This is a genomic window from Pseudescherichia sp. L3, from assembly GCF_024656065.1.
Lineage (GTDB): Bacteria > Pseudomonadota > Gammaproteobacteria > Enterobacterales > Enterobacteriaceae > Pseudescherichia.
Genome location: NZ_JANKYC010000002.1, coordinates 235,850 through 253,604 on the forward strand (window position 1 = coordinate 235,850; position 17,755 = coordinate 253,604).

At 58.3% G+C, this 17,755-nt stretch carries 14 protein-coding genes; 6 read left to right on the plus strand and 8 right to left on the minus strand.

Annotated elements, in window-relative coordinates:
* Positions 1 to 57 precede the first annotated feature (57 nt).
* Positions 58 to 2,820, plus strand: coding sequence for a two-component sensor histidine kinase BarA (barA, locus tag NR795_RS12685; RefSeq protein WP_257758424.1), 2,763 nt, complete (start codon positions 58 to 60; stop codon positions 2,818 to 2,820).
* Positions 2,821 to 2,870: 50 nt separating this feature from the next.
* On the opposite strand, the gene NR795_RS12690 is transcribed toward barA, so the two are convergent.
* From NR795_RS12690 to syd, 8 genes are all read right to left on the minus strand, one after another.
* Positions 2,871 to 4,013: a glycerate kinase gene (locus NR795_RS12690; RefSeq protein WP_257758425.1), complete on the minus strand. Its 1,143-nt coding sequence runs from the start codon at positions 4,011 to 4,013 to the stop codon at positions 2,871 to 2,873.
* A gap of 86 nt (positions 4,014 to 4,099) precedes the next feature.
* Positions 4,100 to 5,440 (minus strand): glucarate dehydratase, encoded by a 1,341-nt coding sequence (gene gudD, locus NR795_RS12695; RefSeq protein WP_257758426.1) that lies wholly within the window; start codon positions 5,438 to 5,440, stop codon positions 4,100 to 4,102.
* Positions 5,441 to 5,464: 24 nt separating this feature from the next.
* Positions 5,465 to 6,805 (minus strand): glucarate dehydratase family protein, encoded by a 1,341-nt coding sequence (locus NR795_RS12700; protein ID WP_257758427.1) that lies wholly within the window; start codon positions 6,803 to 6,805, stop codon positions 5,465 to 5,467.
* 2 nt (positions 6,806 to 6,807) lie between these two features.
* Entirely contained in the window at positions 6,808 to 8,160 is a 1,353-nt protein-coding gene (gene gudP, locus NR795_RS12705) for a galactarate/glucarate/glycerate transporter GudP (RefSeq protein ID WP_144817735.1), read from the minus strand.
* A gap of 335 nt (positions 8,161 to 8,495) precedes the next feature.
* Positions 8,496 to 8,945: a flavodoxin gene (locus tag NR795_RS12710; RefSeq protein WP_257758428.1), complete on the minus strand. Its 450-nt coding sequence runs from the start codon at positions 8,943 to 8,945 to the stop codon at positions 8,496 to 8,498.
* 3 nt (positions 8,946 to 8,948) lie between these two features.
* A complete protein-coding gene (gene truC / locus NR795_RS12715; protein ID WP_257758429.1) occupies positions 8,949 to 9,743 on the minus strand; it encodes a tRNA pseudouridine(65) synthase TruC in 795 nt (264 codons plus the stop codon).
* Complete coding sequence (locus NR795_RS12720) at positions 9,743 to 10,072, minus strand: YqcC family protein (RefSeq protein WP_257758430.1); 330 nt, start codon at positions 10,070 to 10,072, stop codon at positions 9,743 to 9,745. Before NR795_RS12720 ends, truC begins: the two co-directional genes overlap by 1 nt.
* Positions 10,073 to 10,706: 634 nt before the next feature.
* Positions 10,707 to 11,252, minus strand: coding sequence for a SecY-interacting protein (gene syd / locus NR795_RS12725; RefSeq protein ID WP_144817731.1), 546 nt, complete (start codon positions 11,250 to 11,252; stop codon positions 10,707 to 10,709).
* A gap of 69 nt (positions 11,253 to 11,321) precedes the next feature.
* Between syd and queF the strand changes: the two genes are divergently transcribed.
* From queF to xni, 5 genes are all read left to right on the plus strand, one after another.
* Positions 11,322 to 12,170, plus strand: a complete 849-nt coding sequence (gene queF / locus NR795_RS12730; RefSeq protein ID WP_144817730.1) for an NADPH-dependent 7-cyano-7-deazaguanine reductase QueF — start codon at positions 11,322 to 11,324, stop codon at positions 12,168 to 12,170.
* A 127-nt stretch (positions 12,171 to 12,297) separates the two neighbouring features.
* Positions 12,298 to 13,662, plus strand: a complete 1,365-nt coding sequence (ppnN, locus tag NR795_RS12735) for a nucleotide 5'-monophosphate nucleosidase PpnN (RefSeq protein ID WP_144817729.1) — start codon at positions 12,298 to 12,300, stop codon at positions 13,660 to 13,662.
* Between the two features lie 496 nt (positions 13,663 to 14,158).
* A complete protein-coding gene (locus NR795_RS12740; RefSeq protein ID WP_257758431.1) occupies positions 14,159 to 15,460 on the plus strand; it encodes an HAAAP family serine/threonine permease in 1,302 nt (433 codons plus the stop codon).
* Positions 15,461 to 15,522: 62 nt separating this feature from the next.
* On the plus strand, positions 15,523 to 16,890 hold the full coding sequence (locus tag NR795_RS12745) for an L-serine ammonia-lyase (RefSeq protein ID WP_257758432.1): 1,368 nt from the start codon (positions 15,523 to 15,525) through the stop codon (positions 16,888 to 16,890).
* 75 nt (positions 16,891 to 16,965) lie between these two features.
* Positions 16,966 to 17,721 carry a flap endonuclease Xni gene (gene xni / locus NR795_RS12750; protein WP_257758433.1) on the plus strand — a complete coding sequence of 252 codons (756 nt, stop codon included), beginning with the start codon at positions 16,966 to 16,968 and terminating at the stop codon, positions 17,719 to 17,721.
* The last annotated feature ends 34 nt before the right edge of the window (positions 17,722 to 17,755 follow it).

Here is a 17,755-nt window from a genome sequence, read left to right on the forward strand (position 1 = left end):
TGCCGGGATTTTTCTCAATCAAACATAATGACTCTAATTGTCCCATAACGGAACTCCATGACCAACTACAGCCTGCGGGCGCGAATGATGATTTTAATCTTAGCGCCAACCGTTCTGATCGGTTTACTGCTTAGCGTTTTCTTTGTTGTCCACCGCTACAATGACTTACAGCAGCAGCTTGAGGATGCGGGGGCGAGCATTATCGAGCCGCTGGCGGTGGCGAGTGAATACGGTATGAACCTGCAGAATCGCGACTCTATCGGCCAGCTGATCAGCATTCTGCACCGCCGCCACTCCGACATCGTGCGTGCCATCTCCGTCTACGATGACAATAACCGGCTGTTCGTGACCTCAAATTTTCAACTCGATCCCAAAACGTTAAAGCTCCCGGACGGCGCAGCCTTCCCTCGGCTGCTGAGCGTTACGCGCCATGGCGATCTGATGATCCTGCGCACGCCCATTGTCTCTGAGGGCTATTCACCCGACGAGCCCGCCACACCGGATGTGAAAGCATCCAGTAATATGCTGGGCTACGTCGCGCTGGAGCTGGATCTCCGCTCCGTGCGTTTACAGCAGTATAAAGAGATCTTTATCGCTGCCATGATGATGTTCTTCTGCATGGGGCTCGCGCTGATCTTTGGCTGGCGGCTGATGCGCGACGTCACCGGGCCTATCCGTAACATGGTCAATACGGTTGACCGCATCCGTCGGGGCCAGCTGGATAGCCGCGTTGAGGGCTTTATGCTGGGCGAGCTGGATATGCTGAAAAACGGCATCAACTCAATGGCGATGTCGCTGGCGGCCTACCATGAGGAGATGCAGCACAACATCGATCAGGCAACATCGGATCTGCGTGAAACCCTTGAGCAGATGGAGATCCAGAACGTCGAGCTGGACCTGGCGAAGAAGCGCGCCCAGGAAGCCGCCCGCATCAAGTCCGAATTTTTGGCCAATATGTCCCACGAGTTGCGCACCCCGCTTAACGGCGTGATTGGCTTTACCCGGCTGACGCTGAAATCTGAGCTGACGCCGACCCAGCGCGATCATCTGCATACCATTGAGCGCTCGGCCGATAACCTGCTTACCATCATTAACGACGTGCTGGACTTCTCCAAGCTGGAGGCTGGCAAGCTGATCCTGGAGAGCATTCCCTTCCCGCTGCGTAACGCCCTCGACGAGGTGGTTACCCTGCTCGCCCACTCCGCCCATGATAAAGGGCTGGAGCTGACGCTCAACGTCAAAAACGACGTGCCAGATAATGTGATTGGCGATCCGCTGCGCCTGCAACAGGTGATTACCAACCTGGTCGGCAACGCCATCAAGTTTACCGAAAACGGCAATATTGACGTGCTGGTAGAGAAACGCGCCCTGAGCAACAACAAGGTGCAGATCGAGATGCAGATCCGCGATACCGGGATCGGCATTCCCGAGCGCGATCAGTCCCGGCTCTTCCAGGCGTTTCGCCAGGCGGATGCCAGCATCTCCCGGCGGCACGGCGGAACCGGGCTGGGGCTGGTGATCACCCAGAAGCTGGTCAACGAGATGGGGGGCGATATCTCCTTCCACAGCCAGCCAGGGCGGGGTTCGACGTTCTGGTTCCACATCAACCTCGATCTTAACCCTAACGTCAGCAGCGAAGGATTGCCGACCGACTGCCTCGCCGGCAAGCGGCTGGCCTACGTTGAGCCAAACGCCGCCGCCGCCCAGAGTACGCTGGATCTGCTCCAGGCAACCCCGCTGGAGGTGATCTACAGCCCGACCTTCTCTGCCCTGCCTGAGGCGCGCTACGATATCCTGCTGCTGGCGGTGCCGGTGACCCTGCGCGAGCCGCTCACCATGCAGCACGAAAGGCTGGCAAAGGCCGCCTCCATGACCGATTTCCTGCTGCTGGCGCTGCCGTGTCACGTGCAGATCAACGCCGAGCAGCTCAAGCAGGAGGGTGCCGCCGCGTGCCTGTTAAAACCGCTTACCTCCACCCGCCTGCTGCCTGCCCTGACCGAGTACTGCCGCCTTAATCGTCCTCGTGAGCAGGTGCTTAACGACGACCGCAAGCTGCCAATGAGCGTCATGGCGGTGGATGACAACCCGGCCAACCTGAAGCTTATCGGGGCGCTGCTTGAGGATCAGGTCCAGTATGTCCAGCTGTGCGACAGCGGTCATAGCGCGATCGACTGTGCGAAGCAGATGCAGTTCGATCTGATCCTGATGGATATTCAGATGCCCGATATCGACGGGATTCGCGCCAGCGAAACCATTCGCCAGCTGCCGCACCAGCAGCAGACGCCGGTGATCGCTGTAACGGCCCACGCCATGGCCGGGCAAAAAGAGAAGCTGCTGAACGCGGGGATGAGCGGCTATCTGGCAAAGCCCATAGATGAAGAGAAGCTCCACAGCCTGCTGCTGCGCTACCTTCCCGGCCCTGGGGTCAGCCAGTGGCTAACCCCGCCGGAGCCGGAGCCGATAGAGGCACCGCAGGATCCTGAGGTCTCCCTGGACTGGCAGCTGGCCCTGCGCCAGTCGGCAAATAAACCCGATCTGGCGCGGGAGATGCTACAGATGCTGATCGCTTTCCTGCCGGAGATCCGCAATAAGGTTGAAGAGCAGTTGGTGGGAGAAGCGCCCGAAGATTTACTCGAGGCGATTCACAAGCTGCACGGCAGCTGCGGCTACAGCGGCGTACCGCGCCTCAAGCGGCTGTGTCATCTGATCGAACACCACTTGCGCAGCGGCATGCCTGCGGAGGATCTGGAGCCGGAGTTTCTGGAGCTGCTGGATGAGATGGATAACGTGGCGCGGGAAGCGCGCAGGTGGATTAGCTGATAAGATCCGTCACGCCGGGCGGCGCTGCGTTTGCCCGGCCTACGGTTCGATTAACGCAATGCCTGGCCCGCTTTCAACACCGCTGCCACATTGCGGGCCGTCATGCGCACGTTTTCCGCCGCATTTTTCAGGGCGTCGTCCAGGGTGCAGATGCCGTAGATCACGCTGAATACCGCGTCGATCCCATGCTCGTGCACCACGCCGACGTCTGCCGTCAGGCTGCCAGCGATGCCGATCACCGGCTTGTTGTAGCGCCTCGCTACCTTTGCCACACCCACGGGAACTTTACCGTGCACGGTCTGGCTATCGATCCGCCCCTCGCCGGTGATCACCAGATCCGCTTCGGCGACATAGCGATCGAGATGCAGCGCGTCGGTGACAATCTCAATGCCCTGCCGCAGCTCAGCACCGCAGAACGCAAACAGCGCCGCGCCCATGCCACCCGCAGCCCCGCCCCCGGCAAGATCCAGCACGTCGAGATCGAGATCGCGCTTGATCAGCTCGGCATAGTGCGCCAGCGCCGCATCAAGGCGGGTAATCATCTCCGGCGTTGCCCCTTTCTGCGGCCCGAAGATCGCCGTTGCGCCCTCTTTGCCGGTCAGGGGATTGGTCACGTCGCAGGCAACCTCAATACGGCAGTCGTGGAGCCGCCTGTCCAGCTCGCTGATGTCGATCCGCGCCAGCGTCTCCAGCGCGCCGCCGCCCTGCCCGAGGGGGTTGCCTTCGCTATCCAGCAGCTTTGCCCCCAGCGCCTGCACCATGCCTGCGCCGCCGTCGTTGGTGGCGCTACCGCCGATGCCAATAATGATATGCTTCACGCCTGCGTCCAGCGCATGACGGATCAGCTCCCCCGTTCCCCACGAGGTGGTGATCAGCGGATTACGCTGTTCGGGTAAGACCAGCTCAAGGCCGCTGGCCGCCGCCATCTCAATAAATGCGCTCTGCTCGTCGCCGGAGAGGCCATAGAAGCCCTCAACCTGAGTGCCAAGCGGGCCGGTAACGGTAACCTCGACGATCCGCCCCTGAGTGGCGGCGACCATCGCTTCAACCGTGCCTTCACCGCCATCCGCTACCGGCAGTTTGATGTACTCCGCCTGGGGAAAGATCTCACGAAAGCCCTGCTCTATGGCGGTGGCGACATCAAGGGCGCTCAAACTCTCTTTATAGGAGTCCGGTGCGATAACAATTTTCATAAGCCGTCCTTACGCAGAGTGATTGCCTAAACCCTACAGCCGGAAAAACAGGGAGCAGGCCGATCCCGCCGGGACCGGCCTCTGCATTAACGCACCATGCACGGACGTTTGTTATCAAACGTCCAGCCAGGGATCAGGTACTGCATGCCCATGGCATCGTCACGCGCGCCGAGACCGTGCTTCTGGTACAGCTCGTGCGCCTTCATCACCTGGTCCATATCCAGCTCGACGCCCAGACCCGGCGTGCTCGGCACCTGCACCATCCCGCCTTTGATCTCAAACGGCGCTTTGGTCAGGCGCTGGTTGCCCTCCTGCCAGATCCAGTGGGTATCGATAGCGGTGACTTTACCCGGTGCGGCGGCAGCCACGTGGGTGAACATCGCCAGTGAAATGTCAAAGTGGTTGTTGGAGTGCGAGCCCCAGGTCAGGCCAAACTCGTGGCACATCTGCGCCACGCGCACGGAGCCCTGCATGGTCCAGAAGTGCGGATCCGCCAGCGGGATATCCACGGACTGCAGGGAGAGCGTATGGCCCATCTGCCGCCAGTCGGTGGCGATCATGTTGGTGGCGGTCGGCAGACCGGTGGCGCGGCGGAACTCGGCCATCACCTCACGGCCAGAGAAGCCCTGCTCTGCGCCACACGGATCTTCCGCATAGGCCAGCACGCCCTTCAGGTACTTACCGATGCTGATGGCCTCGGCCAGCGACCACGCGCCGTTGGGGTCGAGGGTCACGCGCGCCTGCGGGAAGCGTTTCGCCAGCGCCACGATGGACTCGGCCTCCTCATCGCCCGCCAGCACGCCGCCTTTAAGTTTGAAATCGTTAAAGCCGTATTTCTCATAGGCCGCTTCGGCCAGACGCACCACGCGGTCCGGGGTCATCGCCTCTTCATGACGCACGCGGTACCAGTCGCATGGGTCATCCGGCTGGCTCTGGTACGGCAGCGGCGTCGCTTTGGCGTTGCCGACGAAGAACAGGTAGCCGAGCATCTCTACTTCACTGCGCTGCTGACCGTCGCCGAGCAGGGTCGCCACGTTGACGCCCAGGTGCTGACCCAGCAGGTCCAGCATCGCGGCTTCGATCCCGGTCACCACGTGAATGGTCGTACGCAGGTCAAAGGTTTGCAGGCCACGGCCCGCCGAGTCGCGGTCGGCAAACTGGTTACGTACGGCGGTCAGAATGTTTTTGTACTCGCCAACGGTTTTGCCGACCACCAGCGCGGCGGCATCTTCCAGCGTCTGGCGGATCTTCTCGCCGCCCGGGATCTCGCCCACGCCGGTATGACCCGAGTTGTCTTTGATGATAACGATGTTACGGGTGAAGAACGGCGCGTGCGCGCCGCTCAGGTTCATCAGCATGCTGTCGTGGCCCGCAACCGGGATCACCTGCATGGACGTGACGACCGGGGTAGAAAATTGATTGCTCATCGTTTAATCCTTTCTCTAACAAATTTAGTGTCGACCAAAGACGGGGCGTTTGCGATCGAACGTCCAGCCGGGGATCAGATACTGCATCGGGCCCGCGTCATTACGCGCCCCGCCCGGAAGCGTCTTGTACAGCTCGTGGGCTTTCTGTACCTGGTCCCAGTCCAGCTCCACGCCAAGGCCTGGCGCGTCCGGCACGGCAATCTGGCCGTGCTTAATCTCCAGCGGCTGCGTAGTCAGCCGTGCCTCGCCCTCTTGCCAGATCCAGTGGGTATCAATGGCGGTCGGATTACCCGGCGCGGCGGCAGCGACATGGGTAAACATCGCCAGTGAGATATCAAAGTGGTTATTGGAGTGGCAGCCCCACGTCAGACCCCAGTCGTCGCACAGCTGCGCCACACGTACCGCGCCGGAGAGGGTCCAGAAATGCGGATCCGCCAGCGGTATATCCACCGCGTTGAGCATCACCGCGTGGCCCATCTCACGCCAGTTGGTGGCGATCATATTGGTTGCCACCGGCAGACCGGTTGCGCGACGGAACTCCGCCATCACCTCCCGGCCAGAGAAGCCCTGCTCTGCACCGCACGGATCTTCCGCGTAGGTCAGGACATCGTTCAGCCCTTTACAGAGTTCAATGGCCTCATCCAGCAGCCATGCGCCGTTAGGGTCGACGGTGATGCGGGCGTCCGGGAAGCGCTTTTTCAGCGCGCGGGCGGTGTCAATCTCCTGCTCGCCCGGCAGCACGCCACCTTTCAGTTTGAAATCTTTGAAGCCGTAGCGATCCTGTGACGCCTCCGCCAGGCGCACCACCGCCTCGCTGTTCATCGCCTCCTGATGACGAAGATGATACCAGTCGTGGTTGCCCTCGGTTTTGACGAGATACGGCAAATCGGTCTTTTGCCGGTCGCCGACGTAGAACAGGTAGCCGAGCACCGTTACGGCATCGCGCTGTTTGCCTGGCCCCAGCAGCTCGCAGACCGGCACCCCAAGCGTTTTACCCAGCAGGTCGAGCAGCGCGGCCTCCAGGGCCGCTACCGCATTCACCCGCAGCTCAAAGGTCCAGGCACCTTTGCCGAAGGTGTCAAAGTCAGCCGCCTGGTTGCCTTTGTGCACCCGCTGAACCACCTGGTTTAAGCGGGCAACCTGCTGGCCGATAACCATTGGGATCGCATCGGTCAGCGTCTTCAGGATCACTTCGCCGCCGGGCGCTTCTCCAACGCCGGTGTTCCCGGCGTTGTCGGTCAGCACCACGATATTGCGGGTGAAGTAAGCGTTATGTGCCCCGCCGATATTCATCAGCATACTGTCGTAGCCGGCGACCGGGATCACTTTCATATCGGTAATAACGGGGCTGGAGTGCATACTCATCGTTAGTGTCCTGTCACAGGTTTCAGTTCGACACGTTTGATATCGCCCACCAGCACCAGATAGCTGAGGACCGCGATCAGGGCATGAACACCCACGTAGATCAGCGCGCCGTTAAAGGATCCGGTAGTGCCCACGATATAGCCGATGGCGATCGGGGTAACGATCCCGGAGATGTTACCGAACATGTTGAACAGGCCGCCGGAGAGGCCGCTGATCTCTTTCGGTGCGGTGTCGGCCATTACGGCCCAGCCCAGCGCGCCGATGCCTTTGCCGAAGAAGGCCATCGCCATAAAGCCGATGATCATCCACTCTGCGTCGACGTAGTTACAGAACACCATCACCATCGACAGCAGCATACCGAGCACGATAGGTGTTTTACGGGCGATGTTCAGCGAGCCCGTACGGCGCATCAGCCAGTCGGAGATAATGCCGCCCAGCACGCCACCGGCAAAGCCGCAGATAGCCGGGATAGAGGCGACAAAGCCCGCTTTCAGAATTGACATGCCGCGCGCCTGCACCAGGTAGACCGGGAACCAGGTGATAAAGAAGTAGGTCAGGGCGTTAATGCAGTACTGGCCGATATAGACCCCGATCATCATGCGCGAGTTGAGCAGCTGTTTGATTTGCGCCCACTTGACGCTGAACGGTACTTTTATTTTTGTACCGGGTTGATCCATGTTGATTAGCCCGCCGCCTTCGGCAATGTACTCCAGCTCTTTCTTATTCACGCCTGGATGCTGATTCGGCTCATGGATCACTTTCAGCCAGATAAAGCTGATGATAATGCCGAGTCCGCCCATGAAGAAGAAGACGTGCGACCAGCCCACCTCGTGGGTCAGCCAGCCCATAATCGGGGCGAAGATAACGGTGGCAAAGTACTGGGCGGAGTTAAAGATCGCAACCGCCGTGCCCCTCTCCTGCGCCGGGAACCAGGCCGCCACGATGCGACTGTTGCCAGGGAAAGAGGGCGCTTCCGCTAAGCCCACCAGGAAGCGCAGGGTAAAGAGCGCAACAATGATGCCGAAGCCGCTGAAAATATCAACGAAGCCCTGCAGCAGGGTAAACAGTGACCAGATGAAGATAGACCAGAAGTAGACGCGTTTTGAACCGAAGCGGTCAAGCAGCCAGCCGCCTGGGATTTGGCCGATAACATAGGCCCATGAAAATGCAGAGAAAACATACCCCATGCCAACAGCATCAAGACCGATATCTTTTGCCATTTCAGAGCCGGCAATGGACAGCGTCGCGCGGTCACCATAGTTGAAGGATGTGACGATAAACAGCATCACCACTATCCAGTAGCGAGCGTTAGTGCGCTTTTCGGCGCTGCTCGCTGCGTGGCTTAATGAACTCATTATTGCACTCCTGAATTATAGCGTTGAGCTACATTCATTCTGAAAAGCACAACCTGTAGGGGTATCAGAATGACGTACTGGTGTTTTATTGCAGTCTCTGTGCAGCGGTTCGTTACTCCCCTGCGGGCTGCGTTTTAATAACTGGCGAGAAAAGTATATGAAGTGGCCAGAATCTGCTCACCGTGCAAGCACACAACATTCAGGATGCTTATAGTTCTGCTTTGGGGCATAGGCCCAAACCAGTGGGGGGTACTTCACGGAATTGAAAAGCGTCGGGGGTAAACGAGAGGAAAAGAGGGTGCTAGCCCTCCGCGGCAGGGAGGGCTAAAGAGAATTTATACTAGCAGGGTTCCCCACTGCTCAACCCACGGGTTCGACTCCGTCTCAGGCTCAGGGTGTTCGCTGGCGTCAATGAGCAGCACCTCACCGACGCGCTGCGCCTGCTGGTCTGCAAGCAGCTCGGCAAACCGTTTCCCGCCGCCGCAGAAGTGGGAGTAGGTGCTGTCCCCCAGCGCAATCACGCCGTAGCGCAGGTTGGGCTGGAAGCCAAGCGAATCGCGGATCGCCGCGTAGAGCGGCGCGATGTTATCCGGCAGATCGCCCTGCCCCGTCGTGGAGGTGACCACCAGCACGGTTTTGTCCTGGTAATGGGCCCAGTCCGCTAACGTCCCATCCTCAAAGACCTTAACCTTATGCCCCTGCCCGGTCAGCAGCGTCTCCGCCTCTTCGGCCACCAGCAATGAGTTGCCATACATGGTGCCAACAAAAATACCAATCTCTGCCATTTTTCACTCCCTGGTTGCTAACTGCCTGGTTTCATCCTGGCCGCTGTCCGGCACAAACTCAACCCTTTCATTCATCGGGAGAAGGCCGCGCCAGCCAAACTGGGTTAACGCCTGCATCCAGACGTCGTCCAGCCCGGCGCGCAGAGTTAACGGCTCGCCGGTAAAGGGATGGGTCAGGGAGAGCTCGCTGGCGTGTAGCATGAGCCGGTTCAGGCCAAAGTGCGCCGCCGCGCTGCGGTTCTGGCGTAGATCGCCATGCTTGCTGTCGCCAATAATCGGATGGCGCAGGTGAGTAAGGTGACGGCGCAGCTGGTGCTTGCGTCCGGTTTGCGGATCCAGCTCTACCAGCCCGTAGCGGGTGGTCGGAAACTTGCTGATGGCAACCGGCAGCTCGACGGTGGCTAGCCCGCGGTAGCGGGTGACCGCCGGCTGTGGCTCTTTGTCAGTCCGGGAAAACTTATCGGCGATCTTATCCAGCTCCTCTACCAGCGGGTAGTCCAGCGTCGCGGCATCCATCAGCCAGCCGCGGACAATCGCATGATAACGCTTCTGGATCAGGTGTTGCTCAAACTGCTGGGAGAGCAGACGCCCCGCCTCGCTGGAGAGCCCCATCAGCAGTACGCCGGAGGTGGGTCGGTCAAGGCGGTGGGCAGTAAAGACGTGCTGACCAATCTGATCCCGCACGGTTTGCATCACCACCACTTTTTCATCGCGATCGAGCCAGCTACGGTGCACCAGCCAGCCAGAGGGTTTATTCACCGCCACCAGCCACTCATCCTGATAAATAATTTCCAGCATCAGGCGTCGCTACCGGCAAAGAGCGTATCAAGGCGTTGCAGATGCACAAGGATGACATCACGCAGCGGATCGCTGGCATCGAGCGCCATCTCGTAATAAGGGGTAAGGGCAAAGGCCTGCGGCAGCGGCTGACCGCTGTCCAGCAGGGCGTGCATACGGGGGATCAACACCCACTGCAGCCACTCCAGCGGGGTGAGCGTATCCAGGCAGAATGGCTGGGTGCTGGCAAACGCGCTGCTCTCTGGCGCCACGCCCTGCCAGACATTTTTTTCGCGCAGCAGCGCCTCAATGGCGTGCAGCTGCTCGCGTACGCTGATATGAAGAGACATAGAAACCTCAATGACGATCGAACTGGCGCGCAGAATAGCATTGCGGAGGGAGAAATAAAAAAGGGAGCACTGTAATTAAACAGTGCTCCCGGTTCGTTTAGCAGCAGTCCGGCTACCTTGATGCTCCCTGCTCATCCATGAAAACTTTTCCTGCGGTCTCCTGACCTGTTCATCCATAAACCATGCTGCCTGCTCGCATCGCCCGATACGACACGCTTAATCCATTAAGCGACTTCCTAATCATCCTGATCCACCGGATATCCTGCCCGGTTCACATTCTCCTTCCTGGAGGTGTCCTTTAACGCGCTCCGGCGTTGTCCTCTCTACTTCATCCTGAAGCCTTTCCCTGTCATACCGTCCCGGTATATCCCGTGTCAGAAGCGACATCATCCTGATATTCACTTCGTGTTCAACATCCTGTCGACACAAATAGAATCGACCTTTCCGCTTCGTCTTGCAAGCATGCCATAAGACTTTAGTACGGATTAATTTGCGTTAAATGTCGCGCATTTTTTGGTAAATTACTGATTTAAAATTGCTTTATCGATTTTACATCTTAAAAATATTTTTTAACAAAATGGCAATATCTTACAAGCTTGTAAGAGATGTCTCACACGCGTAATAGAGGATTGGATTACATGACCGGCTCAAGCCGCTGGAGGAATAGCGCTACCGATGGGGCAAGCACGGTGCGATGGCGGGTACCGAGCGTCTCTTTCACCACCTCGCCGGTTAAGTTACAGATCGAGATGACATCCAGTTCGCTATCGAGCGTGGCGATAAAGAGCGTGGGTGGCAGCTTTAATCGCTTTTGCGTTACCAAATGCCCAATGAGATTCTCCTGAACACGCAGGAAATCGTCCGCACTCCAGGTTTGCAGGAGCGTCAGCGTCTCGTTCTCGAATCGTGCCAGCATATCACCGGCAAACTGTGTGGAATAAAAGCTGTGAACTGCAGGTTGTATCACAATATCTAATGCCCGTTCAACAGCGTTTACATTCTCTTCTGCATCAAAAGGTTGGGGCTGCCAGATCACCCGGTCTTCAAGCGAGGAGATGACGCAGGGCGACGGCACGCCATACAGCGCCTCGCTCTGCGGCCAGCTATTGTGGGTCTCATGCCAGGCATCGCAGTAGCGCGCGGTAAAAGCCTTCAGGGCAAGGGATGTCTCTTGGTCCACTGGTTCCTCTCTTCACTCAGCCAGGATAAACTTAAGGCTGAGAGTTTACCTGCAAAACGGCGATGAAACATGTCTTCTTCTTATGATAACCACCAGGCGCTGGCTGGCCTGACCCTGGGCAAAACCACCCGCTACTGCGATACCTACGATGCGACCCTGCTGCAGGGCGTTCCCCGCAGCCTCAATCGCGATCCCCTCGGCCTGCACGCCGACAGCCTGCCCTTCCACGGCGGCGACATCTGGACGCTGTATGAGCTGTCATGGCTCAACGCCAATGGCCTGCCGCAGGTTGCCGTGGGCCACGTCGAGCTGGACTACGCCAGCCTCAACCTGGTGGAGTCAAAAAGCTTTAAGCTCTACCTGAACAGCTTTAACCAGACGCGTTTTGGCAGCTGGGAAGAGGTTCGCGCTACGCTGGAGCGGGATCTCAGCGCCTGTGCGCAGGGCAAGGTGAGCGTGATGCTCTATGCACTGGATGAGTTAGAAGGCCAGCCGATCGCCCACTTCAACGGTAAGTGCATCGATAACCAGGATATCGCGATCGATGACTACCAGTTCAACGCCGACTACCTGCAAAATGCCGCGGGCGGCAGCGTAGTGGAAGAAACTCTGGTCAGCCACCTGCTGAAGTCCAACTGCCTGATCACCCATCAGCCGGACTGGGGCTCCGTGCAGATTCAGTATCGCGGGCCACAGATCGATCGCGAGAAGCTCCTGCGCTATCTGGTCTCCTTCCGCCACCACAATGAGTTTCACGAGCAGTGCGTAGAGCGCATCTTTAACGATCTGCTGCGCTTCTGCCAGCCGGAAACGCTGAGCGTCTATGCCCGCTATACCCGTCGCGGTGGCCTGGATATCAACCCGTGGCGTAGCAACACCCACTTCCAGCCCGCTACCGGTCGTCTGGTGCGCCAGTAACGGCGGCAAAAAGTACGCTTTTTTACTGATTTGCGCGGTGGATTCCGCGCCTGAGGTTGTTAAACGTCATATGCCAGGGCTATTGTAATCACAGGGAGCGGCGATCTTCGCCCCATAAGGAGTTCACTTGATTACACATATTAGCCCGCTAGGCTCAATGGATCTGTTGTCGCAGCTGGAAGTCGATATGCTCAAAAGCTCGGCCAGCAGCGACCTTTATCAACTGTTTCGTAACTGTTCACTTGCCGTTCTAAACTCAGGAAGCCAGACCGACAGCAGTAAAGAGCTGCTGTCCCGCTTCGAGAATTTTGATATCAACGTGTTACGTCGTGAACGCGGCGTAAAGCTGGAGCTGATCAACCCGCCGGAAGAGGCGTTCGTTGACGGGCGTATTATCCGCTCGCTGCAGGCTAACCTCTTTGCCGTACTGCGCGATATCCTGTTCGTCAACGGACAGATCCACAACGCCGGGCGCTTCCAGCATCTTAACCTGGAGAGCTCTACCCACATCACCAACCTGGTCTTTTCGATCCTGCGTAACGCCCGCGCGCTGCACGTAGGCGAAGCGCCTAATATGGTGGTGTGCTGGGGCGGCCACTCGATCAATGAAACCGAGTACCTCTACGCGCGCCGCGTCGGTACCCAACTGGGCCTGCGCGAGCTGAATATCTGCACCGGCTGTGGCCCAGGCGCAATGGAAGCCCCGATGAAAGGTGCCGCGGTGGGCCATGCCCAGCAGCGCTATAAAGAGGGACGCTTTATCGGCATGACCGAGCCGTCCATTATTGCCGCCGAGCCGCCCAACCCGCTGGTCAATGAGCTGGTGATCATGCCGGATATCGAGAAGCGTCTGGAGGCCTTCGTACGCATCGCCCACGGGATCATCATCTTCCCCGGCGGCGTGGGAACGGCGGAGGAGCTGCTCTATCTGCTCGGCATTCTAATGAACCCGGCCAACCAGCATCAGGTGCTGCCGCTGATCCTCACCGGGCCAAAACAGAGCGCCGACTACTTCCGCGTGCTGGACGAGTTTATTACCCATACGCTCGGCGAATCGGCCCGCCGCTACTACCGCATCATCATTGACGATGCGCCGGAAGTGGCACGCCAGATGAAAAAAGCGATGCCGCTGGTGAAAGAGCATCGTCGCAATACGGGAGACGCCTACAGCTTCAACTGGTCTATTCGCATCGCGCCGGATCTGCAGATGCCTTTCGAACCGACCCATGAGAACATGGCTAACCTTCAGCTCTACCCGGATCGGCCGGTGGAGGTGCTGGCGGCGGATCTGCGTCGCGCCTTCTCCGGGATCGTGGCGGGCAACGTTAAAGAGGTGGGCATTCGCGCCATCGAAGCTGACGGCCCATACAAGATCCACGGCGACCGGGCAATGATGCGCCGGATGGACGATCTGCTCCAGGGCTTTGTGGCCCAGCACCGCATGAAGCTACCTGGCTCGGCCTATATCCCCTGCTACGAAATCTGTGCCTGATTTTTCCTGACCTGCCGGGTGGCGCTCTGCTTACCCGGCTCCCTCAATACATACATTAAACTTATAGTTCTAAACCACCCCCGTAAAAAGCAATCGATTGCTTATCAAATATGCCCCGTTATTTATCTAGCAAAGTTTTGCTTAAATCTGATAAAACGCTGCCATCTGTGCCTTTTGCCGGGTGATTATCGTATTTCGCGTCTACCGCTTTGATCGCAAATCCTGGCAATGGTAGCCTTCGCCACCATAAATCTTACCGTGTGCATTTTTGGCAGGGCGTTGGTCCAAATATATCCATATAGAAAGTGGATTATGGCAATTGAGATCGCGATCACTGTCAGTGTGATAACTAAAATGTATCGTTCCGCCCCAAAATGTAACGGATAAAAATAATCCCAACACGTTACTTAACCCAATTTTATATTACCGTTGGGCGCTTTTTCATCGGATTTGACTAAGCACCTGATATTTAGCTTTTAAGTAAATGGAGATTGAAATGGAAACCACGCAAACCAGCACCATTGCTTCGCAGGCAACGCGAAGCACATGGCGTAAGAGCGATACCATGTGGATGCTGGGCCTGTATGGCACGGCGATTGGCGCAGGCGTCCTGTTCCTGCCGATTAACGCCGGCGTCGGCGGCATGATCCCCCTGATCATCATGGCGATTATCGCCTTCCCGATGACCTTTTTTGCCCACCGCGGCCTGACCCGCTTCGTGCTGTCAGGGAAAAACCCTGGTGAAGACATCACCGAAGTGGTGGAAGAGCATTTTGGCGTCGGTGCCGGTAAGGTCATCACCCTGCTCTACTTCTTTGCTATCTACCCGATCCTGCTGGTTTACAGCGTAGCGATCACCAACACCGTCGACAGCTTCCTGACCCATCAGCTGGGCATGGTTTCGCCGCCGCGCGTCGTGCTGTCCCTGATCCTGATTATCGGCATGATGACCATCGTGCGTTTCGGCGAGAAGATGATCGTTAAGGCGATGAGCATCCTGGTGTTCCCATTTGTGATTGCCCTGATGCTGCTGGCGCTCTACCTGATCCCGCAGTGGAACGGCGCGGCGCTGGAAACCCTCTCTTTTGATGCTGCCGCCAATACCGGGCAAGGCCTGTGGATGACCCTGTGGCTGGCGATCCCGGTGATGGTTTTCTCCTTTAACCACTCGCCGATCATCTCCTCCTTCGCCGTTGCTAAACGCGAAGAGTACGGCGATGGCGCAGAGAAAAAATGCTCCCGCATCCTCTCCTATGCCCACATCATGATGGTGCTGACGGTGATGTTCTTTGTCTTCAGCTGCGTGCTGAGCCTGGCTCCGGCCGATCTGATTGCGGCGAAAGAGCAGAACATCTCTATCCTCTCCTACCTGGCTAACCACTTCCATGCCCCGGTCATTGAGTGGATGGCACCGATTATCGCCATGGTTGCGATCACCAAATCCTTCCTCGGCCACTACCTGGGCGCGCGCGAAGGCTTTAACGGCATGATCATTAAGTCTCTGCGCGGCAAAGGCAAAACCATGGAGATCGGCAAGCTGAACCGCATCACGGCGATCTTCATGCTGCTGACCACCTGGCTGGTTGCGACGCTGAACCCGAGCATCCTTGGCCTGATCGAAACCCTGGGCGGCCCGGTTATCGCCATGATCCTGTTCCTGATGCCGATGTACGCCATCCAGAAAGTCCCGGCGATGCGTAAATACAGCGGCCACATCAGCAACGCGTTTGTTGTGGTGATGGGCCTGATCGCTATCTCTGCGATCTTCTACTCGCTGTACCACCTCTTCGCTGCTTAAGTTATCCCCCCTCGCCGCCCACCCGGGCGGCGAACCCAGCTCTACGCCATGGACAATGCATTATGATCAGCGTATTCGATATCTTTAAAATTGGTATTGGCCCCTCCAGCTCGCACACCGTCGGGCCAATGAAAGCCGGAAAGCAGTTCACCGATGACCTGGTGACCCGCGGGATCCTTACCGATACCACCCGCGTCGTGGTTGACGTATATGGCTCGCTGTCGCTTACCGGCAAAGGCCACCATACCGATATAGCCATTATTATGGGCCTCGCAGGCAACCTGCCGGACAGCGTCGACATCGATGCCATCCCGGCATTTATTGCCGATGTCAGCGCCCGAGGCCGTCTGCCGCTGGCGAACGGTCAGCATGAGGTCGATTTTCCCCTTGAGCAGAGCATGAACTTCCATGCTGACAATCTCTCTCTGCATGAAAACGGGATGCGTATCAGCGCCCTGGCAGGCGATAAGCTGCTTTACAGCCAGACCTACTACTCTATCGGCGGCGGGTTTATCGTCGATGAGGCGCACTTCGGCCAAACCAGCGACTCGCCGGTTGCCGTGCCCTACCCCTATAAGAACGCCGCCGATCTGCAGCGCCACTGTCAGCAGACCGGCCTGTCGCTCTCCGGGCTGATGATGGAGAATGAGCTGGCCCTGCACAGCAAAGCGGCGCTGGAGCAGCACTTCACCAGCGTCTGGGCGGTCATGCGCGGCGGTATCGAGCGCGGGATCACCACTGAAGGGGCGCTGCCGGGCAAGCTGCGGGTGCCGCGTCGGGCGGCAGCGCTGCGCCGGATGCTGGTAAGCAGCGATAAAACCACCACCGATCCGATGGCGGTAGTCGACTGGATCAACATGTTTGCGCTGGCGGTAAACGAAGAGAACGCTGCTGGCGGGCGGGTAGTCACCGCACCAACCAACGGCGCATGCGGTATCGTTCCCGCCGTGCTGGCTTACTATGACAAGTTCATCCGCGATGTGAATGCTAACTCGCTTGCGCGCTACCTGCTGGTGTGCAGCGCCATCGGCTCGCTCTATAAGATGAACGCCTCTATCTCCGGGGCGGAGGTGGGCTGTCAGGGTGAAGTCGGCGTCGCCTGCTCAATGGCGGCTGCCGGGCTAACCGAGCTGCTGGGCGGTAGCCCGACGCAGGTCTGCATCGCAGCGGAAATCGGCATGGAACATAACCTGGGTCTGACCTGCGATCCAGTTGCCGGTCAGGTACAGGTTCCCTGCATTGAGCGTAACGCCATCGCCTCTGTCAAAGCGGTGAATGCCGCGCGAATGGCACTGCGTCGTACCAGCGAGCCGCGCGTTTGCCTCGATAAGGTGATCGAAACCATGTACGAAACCGGTAAGGACATGAACGCCAAATACCGCGAGACCTCTCGTGGTGGGCTGGCAATGAAAATCGTCTCCTGCGATTGATCCCCTGAGCGATGAATGGTCTCCGCCTCCCGTCAATGATACCCTTAGCCGGTCTGTCATTGCCGGGAGGATCCCGTGGCCGTTCATCTGCTTATCGTTGATGCACTTAACCTTATTCGCCGTATTCATGCCGTCCAGGGGTCACCCTGCGTGGAAGCCTGTACGCACGCGCTGGGGCAGCTGATTGTTCACAGCCAGCCGACCCATGCGGTCGCGGTATTTGACGATGAGGCCCGCAACAGCGGCTGGCGACACCAGAAGCTGCCGGACTATAAGGCGGGTCGCCCGCCGATGCCCGATACCCTTCACGGCGAAATGCCTGCCCTGCGCGCCGCGTTTGAACAGCGCGGCGTACGCTGCTGGATCTCCGAAGGCAACGAGGCGGACGATCTTGCCGCCACGCTGGCGGTAAAGGTGGCCCAGGCGGGACATCAGGCGACCATCGTCTCAACCGACAAAGGCTACTGCCAGCTTCTCTCCCCCACTCTACGCATTCGTGACTACTTCCAGAAGCGCTGGCTGGATGCGCCCTTTATTGCAGGCGAGTTTGGCGTTCTGCCGGAGCAGCTAACGGATTTCTGGGGACTGGCGGGCATCAGCAGCTCGAAAATCCCTGGCGTGGCGGGGATTGGTCCAAAGAGCGCCGCCCAGCTGCTGGCACAGTTTGCAACTCTGGAAGGGATCTATGCTCATCTGAACGAGGTGCCGGAGAAGTGGCGCAGCAAGCTTGAGGCACACCGGGAGATGGCGTTTATCTGCCGCGAGGTGGCAAAGCTACAGACGGATCTGCACCTCGACGGCAATTTACAGCAGTTACGATTGAGCGCCTAGGCCCGGTAAGCGCAGCGCCACCGGGCGATAAGAT

Excerpts from the sequence above, each read along its gene's own strand:
- barA (WP_257758424.1), top strand. The coding sequence starts at position 58 with ATGACCAACTACAGCCTGCGGGCGCGAATGATGATTTTAATCTTAGCG.
- gudP (WP_144817735.1), bottom strand. The coding sequence starts at position 8,160 with ATGAGTTCATTAAGCCACGCAGCGAGCAGCGCCGAAAAGCGCACTAAC.
- queF (WP_144817730.1), top strand. The coding sequence starts at position 11,322 with ATGTCTTCTTCTTATGATAACCACCAGGCGCTGGCTGGCCTGACCCTG.
- gudD (WP_257758426.1), bottom strand. The coding sequence starts at position 5,440 with ATGAGCAATCAATTTTCTACCCCGGTCGTCACGTCCATGCAGGTGATC.
- NR795_RS12690 (WP_257758425.1), bottom strand. The coding sequence starts at position 4,013 with ATGAAAATTGTTATCGCACCGGACTCCTATAAAGAGAGTTTGAGCGCC.
- NR795_RS12720 (WP_257758430.1), bottom strand. The coding sequence starts at position 10,072 with ATGTCTCTTCATATCAGCGTACGCGAGCAGCTGCACGCCATTGAGGCG.
- NR795_RS12745 (WP_257758432.1), top strand. The coding sequence starts at position 15,523 with ATGATCAGCGTATTCGATATCTTTAAAATTGGTATTGGCCCCTCCAGC.
- truC (WP_257758429.1), bottom strand. The coding sequence starts at position 9,743 with ATGCTGGAAATTATTTATCAGGATGAGTGGCTGGTGGCGGTGAATAAA.
- NR795_RS12700 (WP_257758427.1), bottom strand. The coding sequence starts at position 6,805 with ATGAGTATGCACTCCAGCCCCGTTATTACCGATATGAAAGTGATCCCG.
- NR795_RS12740 (WP_257758431.1), top strand. The coding sequence starts at position 14,159 with ATGGAAACCACGCAAACCAGCACCATTGCTTCGCAGGCAACGCGAAGC.
- NR795_RS12710 (WP_257758428.1), bottom strand. The coding sequence starts at position 8,945 with ATGGCAGAGATTGGTATTTTTGTTGGCACCATGTATGGCAACTCATTG.